At 60.3% G+C, this 6,801-nt stretch carries 7 protein-coding genes and 1 tRNA gene; 6 read left to right on the forward strand and 2 right to left on the reverse strand.

Going from position 1 to position 6,801, the window contains the following annotated elements; genetic code table 11:
- The first annotated feature begins 103 nt into the window (after positions 1–103).
- From WA145_RS17580 to WA145_RS17590, 3 genes are all read left to right on the forward strand, one after another.
- Positions 104–188 (forward strand) — tRNA-Leu (locus tag WA145_RS17580).
- A 372-nt stretch (positions 189–560) separates the two neighbouring features.
- Entirely contained in the window at positions 561–773 is a 213-nt protein-coding gene (locus tag WA145_RS17585; RefSeq protein WP_325508685.1) for a cold-shock protein, read from the forward strand.
- 417 nt (positions 774–1,190) lie between these two features.
- Complete coding sequence (locus WA145_RS17590) at positions 1,191–1,685, forward strand: RDD family protein (RefSeq protein WP_422582798.1); 495 nt, start codon at positions 1,191–1,193, stop codon at positions 1,683–1,685.
- Positions 1,686–1,747: 62 nt separating this feature from the next.
- Here WA145_RS17590 and lptG read toward each other — a convergent pair whose 3' ends face one another.
- Together lptG and lptF are read right to left on the reverse strand one after the other, a co-directional pair.
- Entirely contained in the window at positions 1,748–2,809 is a 1,062-nt protein-coding gene (lptG, locus tag WA145_RS17595) for an LPS export ABC transporter permease LptG (protein WP_422582799.1), read from the reverse strand.
- Positions 2,802–3,923, reverse strand: coding sequence for an LPS export ABC transporter permease LptF (lptF, locus tag WA145_RS17600; RefSeq protein WP_422582800.1), 1,122 nt, complete (start codon positions 3,921–3,923; stop codon positions 2,802–2,804). Before lptF ends, lptG begins: the two co-directional genes overlap by 8 nt.
- Positions 3,924–4,066: 143 nt before the next feature.
- Between lptF and WA145_RS17605 the strand changes: the two genes are divergently transcribed.
- From WA145_RS17605 to WA145_RS17615, 3 genes are all read left to right on the forward strand, one after another.
- On the forward strand, positions 4,067–5,557 hold the full coding sequence (locus WA145_RS17605) for a leucyl aminopeptidase (RefSeq protein ID WP_422582801.1): 1,491 nt from the start codon (positions 4,067–4,069) through the stop codon (positions 5,555–5,557).
- A gap of 100 nt (positions 5,558–5,657) precedes the next feature.
- Positions 5,658–6,077: a DNA polymerase III subunit chi gene (locus WA145_RS17610; RefSeq protein ID WP_422582802.1), complete on the forward strand. Its 420-nt coding sequence runs from the start codon at positions 5,658–5,660 to the stop codon at positions 6,075–6,077.
- A 152-nt stretch (positions 6,078–6,229) separates the two neighbouring features.
- Positions 6,230–6,625: a DNA polymerase III subunit chi gene (locus tag WA145_RS17615; protein WP_422582803.1), complete on the forward strand. Its 396-nt coding sequence runs from the start codon at positions 6,230–6,232 to the stop codon at positions 6,623–6,625.
- The last annotated feature ends 176 nt before the right edge of the window (positions 6,626–6,801 follow it).

Genomic DNA, 6,801 nt, shown 5'->3' on the forward strand with positions numbered 1-6,801 from the left:
GGGTCGTTTAGCAGGGCGGCAAAGCTTACCGGAAATCGTGCATGCTGGCCACGCAAGTGGATTGACCAACCCCAACACCATCCCTATACTGCGCCGCCATTGTGCCCCGGTGGCGGAACCGGTAGACGCGGCGGATTCAAAATCCGTTTTCGAAAGAAGTGGGAGTTCGAGTCTCCCCCGGGGCACCATAGATTCGAAGAAAGGCCTTGAGATTCAAGGCCTTTTTTATTGTCCGCAATAAAGCTGCAACACCCCAGAACAGCACCCCGACACCGCGCTGACTAATGCACCAGACTCCAGTAAAGCCCATATTCAAAGGGCCGAGTAAAACGCCTACAGCCCAGCAACCGCATGCCCTGCAGGGGCTTGGCATTTGCCTGGGAGTTGGCTAGAGTTTGCCCCACTGTGTTTGCATGGGTCGCCGAAAATCGTGACCTGATGCAGTAGATCATCTAGATCCGCTACATCCCGCTCGACGTCGTACACCGCCTTGCAACCAGTACTCAGCCCCTCATGCCGAGTAGCGGCTGTCATCAACTCTAGGTTCAAGGAAACGCAACATGTCGAATCGTCAGAGCGGTACCGTCAAGTGGTTTAACGACGAGAAAGGTTTTGGTTTTATCACGCCAGAAAGCGGTCCGGATTTGTTCGTGCACTTCCGCGCGATCCAAGGCAACGGCTTCAAGAGCTTGAAAGAAGGCCAGAAAGTCAGTTTTATCGCCGTGCAAGGCCAGAAAGGCATGCAGGCTGATGAAGTACAAGTTCAGGAGTAATCCTGCCGCACTGAAGAACCCCTGATGGCAACATCAGGGGTTTTTTATGTCCTGCCATCCATGGCGACCACCCTTCGGGCCGTCGCTACGCGACGTTAAAAATGACTCCCGATCATTTTTTATGCCCTGCCATCCATGGCGGCCACCCTTCGGGCCGTCGCTGCGCGACGTTAAAAATGACTCCCGATCATTTTTTATGCCCTGCCATCCATGGTTGCACCCCTTCGGGCCGTCGCTACGCGACGTTAAAAATGACTCCCGATCATTTTTTATGCCCTGCCATCCATGGCGGCGGCCCTTTGGGCCGTCGCTACGCGACGTTAAACATGTCTCCCGGTCGTTTTTTATGGCCGACCACTCCCACGAATGCCGTATTGTTGCCGCCATTCCGCCAGCCGATTGAGTAAAGAGCCGACCATGCCGAAACACCTGCTGCGCCCGCAGGGTGAATTCCCCAGCGCCGGACTGATCCGCCGCCTCGCCGCCATCTTCTATGACTTTCTGCTGTGTATTGCCCTGCTGATAGTCGTGACCTTTATCTACAAGTTGATCCTGATGGGCATCTACGGCGAGGCGCAACTCAAGCAGATGTCCGACGCCGGCGCCTTGGATGGCGACCCGCTGCTCTCGACTGTGCTGTTTCTCAGCCTGTTTGGCTTCTTCGCCAAGTTCTGGACCCACAACGGCCAGACCCTGGGTATGCAGGTATGGGGCCTGCGCATCCAGAACGCCGACGGTACGGCGATCAGCCTATGGCAGGCGCTGCTGCGTTTTCTGGTGGCCATAGGCTCCTGGCTATTATTCGGCCTGGGCTTTCTCTGGGTGCTCTGGGACAAGCAAAAGCGCAGCTGGCATGACATCTATTCGGACAGTCAGGTGATTCAGCTGCCGAAGAACATCCATAAAAAGTAAAACCCCAGATACAAGAAAGCCGGCGTGCGCCCAGTGTGCACGCCGGCTTTTTTGCGCCTGAATCAACCCGCGCGGCGTAGCAGCCAGACGCCGGCCAAGGCGCAGATACCGGCAGGGATCAACACGGCCAGCAGCGGCGAGAAGCCGAATACCAGGCTCGATGGGCCGAGCAGGTCCTGGCTGATTTTGAACACAAAACCCACCAGCACCCCGGTAAATACCCGCTGCCCGAGGGTCACCGAGCGCAGCGGACCGAAGATAAAGGAGATCGCCAGCAGCACCAGCGCGGCCGTAACCAAGGGCTGTAGCACCTTGGTCCAGAACGACAGCCAGTACTGACTGTTATTCAGGCCCTGCTCGGCCAGGTAGTGGATGTAGCGCCACAACCCGCTCATCGACAGCGCGTCCGGTGCCAGCACCACGGTACCGAGCAACTGCGGGGTCAGCTCGACATCCCAGCGCTCGCTGGCCTGCTGAATAACCTCGCTGCTGCGCTCACGAAAATGCGTGGTCGCGACATCTTCCAGCTGCCAGTGATCACCCTGGTACTGGGCGCGCCGGGCGAAGCTGGATGACTGCATGCGCTTGTGTTCATCGAAGCGATAGCGAGTCACCCCAAGCAGCACGCCATTGGGCTGCACGGCGTTGATGTGCACATATTCCTGGCCCTGGCGGTGCCACAGACCGCGCTTGGCGCTCTGCGCTTCACCGCCGCCCTGGGCCATGGCCCGGCTGGCCTGGGCCTGATTCTCACTATAAGGCGCGAGGTACTCGCCGATCAGTACGCCGACCAGCATCAGCACCAGCATCGGCTTCATCACCGCCCAGACAATCCGCCCAATCGATACCCCGGCCGCACGCATGATGGTCAGTTCGCTGTGACTGGCCAGCGACCCCAAACCGATCAGGCAGCCGATCAGCGCCGCCATCGGCAGCATTTCATAGATGCGCCGCGGCGCCGTCAGCAGTACATAACCGAGGGCATCGAGCAGGCTGTAGCTGTCCTCGACATCGCCTAGCTCATCGATAAAGGCAAACAGCAGTGCCAGGCCGACAATGATGCCCAGTACGGCCAGGATGGCGACAAATACCTGGGCGCCGATATAGCGATCCAACTTAACCACGGGCCACCTCCAGTGCCACACGACGGGCCGTCCAGCGCAAGCGCAGCGGTTCCCAATACAGCAACAGCAGCCCGATCAAGGCGAACAGCCCATGCACCCACCACAAGCCCAAGGCTGCGGGGATTTTCTCTTTATCCAAGGCGCCACGCGCACCAATCAGCAGCGCCAGGTACGCCATGTACAGCAGAATGGCCGGCAACAGCTTGAGGAAGCGACCCTGACGTGGATTGACCCGCGACAGCGGCACCGCCAGCAAGGTGACCACGAAAACCAGTACCGGGATCGACAAGCGCCACTGCAGCTCGGACTGCATACGCGGCTGGTCATTACCCATCAGCTCACGCGTCGGCATTGCCTCGCGGTCGGTCACCTCCACCGCTACTTCCGGCTTGGGCAGCAGCACGCCATAGGTGGCGTATTTGATGGCGCGGTAATCGGCCTGGCCCGGATTACCGTCGTAGCGGTAGCCGTTTTCCAGAATCAGGTAGCGGCTGCCGTCAGCCTGGATCTCCTGGCGACCGGACTCGGCCACCAGCACGGAGATACCGCGCTCCTTGTCGCCCTCGCGGGACAGCTGCTTCTCGGAGATAAACACCCCGGCCAGCGAGCCGCGATCCTCAGACAATTCCTCGGTGTAGGTCACCCGCGAGCCATTTTTCATCGATTGGAAACGCCCTGGCACCAGGGTATCCAGCTCGGTCATGGCGCTCTGCTGGTTAAGAATCCGCGCCACCTGCTCGACGCCTTGCGGGGCCAGGCCCAGGCTCAACCAGCCGGCCAGCAATGCCACCAATGTCGCCGGCGCCAGGCTGTAGACAAACAAGCGCTGCTGACTCATGCCGGTGGCCGAGAGCACCGTCATCTCGCTGTCCAGGTACATCCGCCCGTAGGCCAGGAGAAAGCCGAGAAACAGCCCCAGCGGCAGAATCAGCTGCAGAAAGCCGGGAATCCGATACGCCATGATCAGCAGCAGCACCCCAGGGTCGAGCAAACCCTGCGCGGCCTGGGCCAGGTAACGGATAAAGCGGCCACTCATAATGATGACCAGCAGCACCGCGCTCACGGCACTCAGGGTCAGCAACACTTCACGGGACAGGTAACGGAAGACGATCAAACCAGACACTCCAGGGTTGTCAGGCTCAGGCGGCTAAGATCAAACTAGCCGCACTGCTTGCCGGCTCGCCCAACTGGCGAACCATCGAAAAATAGCCGGCATTATCCTGCAATACCGACGCCTTGTCTTGGGGACACCACGTAATGGAATTTATTGTTAAAAGCGCCCGCCCGGAAACACTAAAAACCGCCACCCTGGTTATCCCTGTTGGTGAGGGTAAAAAACTCGGCGAAACCGCCAAGGCCATCGACACTGCCAGCGCTGGCGCGATCAGCGCCCTGCTCAAGCGCGGCGACCTGGCCGGCAAGGTCGGCCAGACCCTGCTGGTGCATAACCTGCCGAACCTCAAAGCCGAACGCGTGCTGCTGGTCGGCACCGGCAAGGACAGCGAACTGTCTGACCGCCAACTGCGCAAATTGATCAGCAGCGTTTACAGCAGCCTGAAAAACCTCGGCGGCAGCGACGCGGTACTCGCCCTCGACGAGCTGCAGGTCAAGGGCCGCGACAGCTACGGCAAAACCCGCCTGATGGTGGAAAGCCTGGCCGATGCCGGCTACTGCTTCGATCGCTTCAAGAGCCAGAAGGCCGAAGCCGGCGCGCTGAAGAAGCTCAGCCTGCTCACGGACAAAGCCAACCTGGCCGACGCCGAGCGCGCCAGCAGCCACGCCCAGGCGATTGCCGCCGGCATGGCCTTTACCAAGGACCTCGGCAACCTGCCGCCTAATCTCTGCCACCCGAGCTATCTCGCCGAAGAAGCCAAAAATCTGGGCAAGGCCTACAAGAACCTCAAAGTCGACATTCTCGATGAGAAGAAGCTCAAGGAGCTCGGTGCCGGCGCCTTCCTCGCCGTGGCCCAGGGCAGCGATCAGCCGCCACGGATGATCGTCATGCATTACCAGGGCGGCAAGAAATCCGAGAAACCCTTCGCACTGGTCGGCAAAGGCATCACCTTCGACACCGGCGGCATCAGTATCAAGCCGGCTGCCGGCATGGATGAGATGAAGTACGACATGTGCGGCGCCGCCAGCGTATTCGGCACCCTCAAGGCTGTGCTTGAGCTGCAACTGCCGATCAACCTGGTGTGCCTGCTGGCCTGCGCCGAGAACATGCCCAGCGGCGGCGCCACGCGCCCAGGCGATATCGTCACCAGCATGAGCGGGCAGACTGTGGAAATCCTCAACACCGACGCCGAAGGCCGCCTGGTGCTGTGTGACACCCTGACCTATGCCGAGCGCTTCAAGCCACAAGCGGTGATCGACATCGCCACCCTCACCGGCGCCTGCATTGTCGCCCTGGGCAGCAATGTTTCCGGCCTGATGGGCAACAACGAAGAACTGGTGCAGCAGATTCTTGGTGCCGGCCTCAGCGCCGACGACCGCGCCTGGCAGCTGCCGCTGTATGACGAGTACCAGGAACAGCTGGACAGCCCATTTGCCGACATCGCCAATATCGGCGGGCCGAAGGCCGGCACCATCACGGCCGGCTGCTTTCTCTCGCGCTTTGCCAAGAATTTCAACTGGGCGCACCTGGATATCGCCGGCACGGCCTGGGTCAGCGGCGGCAAGGACAAAGGCGCAACCGGTCGTCCAGTGCCGATGCTGACGCAGTACTTGCTGGATCGCAGCAACGCCTGAGTTCCAGGCGCATTGCAGGAGCGGTGTTGACCGCGATTGACTGGTAAGCTGCGCGCCTGTCAGCAAGCCGCTCCTGCAACTAACGCCAAAGCGTGCCGCCATGCCCCGAATAGAATTCTATGTACTCTCCACCGCCGTGCCGGGCGAGCGCCTGCGCGCGGCCTGTCAGCTGGCGATGAAGGCCTGGCGCGCCGGTCTGCCGGTGTTTCTGCGCGGCAGCGATGCCCAGCAATGCAGCGCGGTGGACGAACTGCTGTGGCGCTTCAAGGCGGAAAGCTTTGTGCCGCACAGCCTCTATCAAGATGACGCGCAAGCACCGGTGGTGATTGGCCTGGACGAAGAACCCAGCAGCGCTCAGGGCGTGCTGATCAACCTAGGCAGCACCCTTTCACCACAGATCGAGCGCTTTAGCCGGGTGATTGAAATCGTCAACCAGGAACCCGACCTGCTGACCGCCTGCCGGGAGAATTTCCGCAGTTACCGGCAGCGCGGGTATGATCCCAAACGAGTCGAACTCTAGCAGGCCGTTGAAAAACTACCTGCGTTGGCAATACTGCGTTTAAAGCGGCCTCGGAATACTCATTTACAACACGTAAACTCCGCTTCCTCGGCCACTTTTGCCTTGTCTTGCCTGCCTCGCCTACGCTTTTCAACCGCCTGCTAGTTGCCACCATGGACACCCCAAAACCGCCACAAAAACCCGCCCAACTGCTGAACGACCTGGAGTCGATCCGCCAACTGCTGGGCGATGAAAACCTCGAACCACCGCTGCTGATCGACTCGCTCGACCCGGACAGCATCCCCCTGCTCTCGGATATCGTCACCCCACCACCCGTGGCCGCCGTGTCGGCACCTGCAGCCAAGCCGCCAGTGGCGCAGACCCTGCGTGAAACCGTTAGCCAGAGCGTCAGTCGCGACAGCGAGCTGAATCGCCTGGACAGCGAGCTGCGCGCCGCTGCGCAACTGATCCTGCAGGATGTAATTGATGATTTCGTGCCGCAGATCGAGGCCGAGCTGAAACGCCGCCTGGATGCCCGCCTAAGCCGTCTGCTGCCGCCGCGCAGATAGCTCAGCAGGGTAGGCTGGGTTAGCGGCGATGGTCGCGGTTTAAGCAACAACATCGCCATCGGTCGCCGCGTAATCCAAAGGCTATCTACTCATTACCTGTTGCTCGGTGCTGTAGGCCTTTGTAGGAGCGGGCTTGCCCGCGAAAGCCGGCAACGCAAAAGCATCGCGGGCAAGCC

The sequence above is a fragment of the Pseudomonas sp. genome (assembly GCF_049301935.1).
GTDB lineage: Bacteria > Pseudomonadota > Gammaproteobacteria > Pseudomonadales > Pseudomonadaceae > Aquipseudomonas.

Coding starts and splice junctions, on each gene's coding strand:
- WA145_RS17585 (WP_325508685.1), top strand. CDS start 561: ATGTCGAATCGTCAGAGCGGTACCGTCAAGTGGTTTAACGACGAGAAA.
- WA145_RS17590 (WP_422582798.1), top strand. CDS start 1,191: ATGCCGAAACACCTGCTGCGCCCGCAGGGTGAATTCCCCAGCGCCGGA.
- WA145_RS17605 (WP_422582801.1), top strand. CDS start 4,067: ATGGAATTTATTGTTAAAAGCGCCCGCCCGGAAACACTAAAAACCGCC.
- WA145_RS17610 (WP_422582802.1), top strand. CDS start 5,658: ATGCCCCGAATAGAATTCTATGTACTCTCCACCGCCGTGCCGGGCGAG.
- WA145_RS17615 (WP_422582803.1), top strand. CDS start 6,230: ATGGACACCCCAAAACCGCCACAAAAACCCGCCCAACTGCTGAACGAC.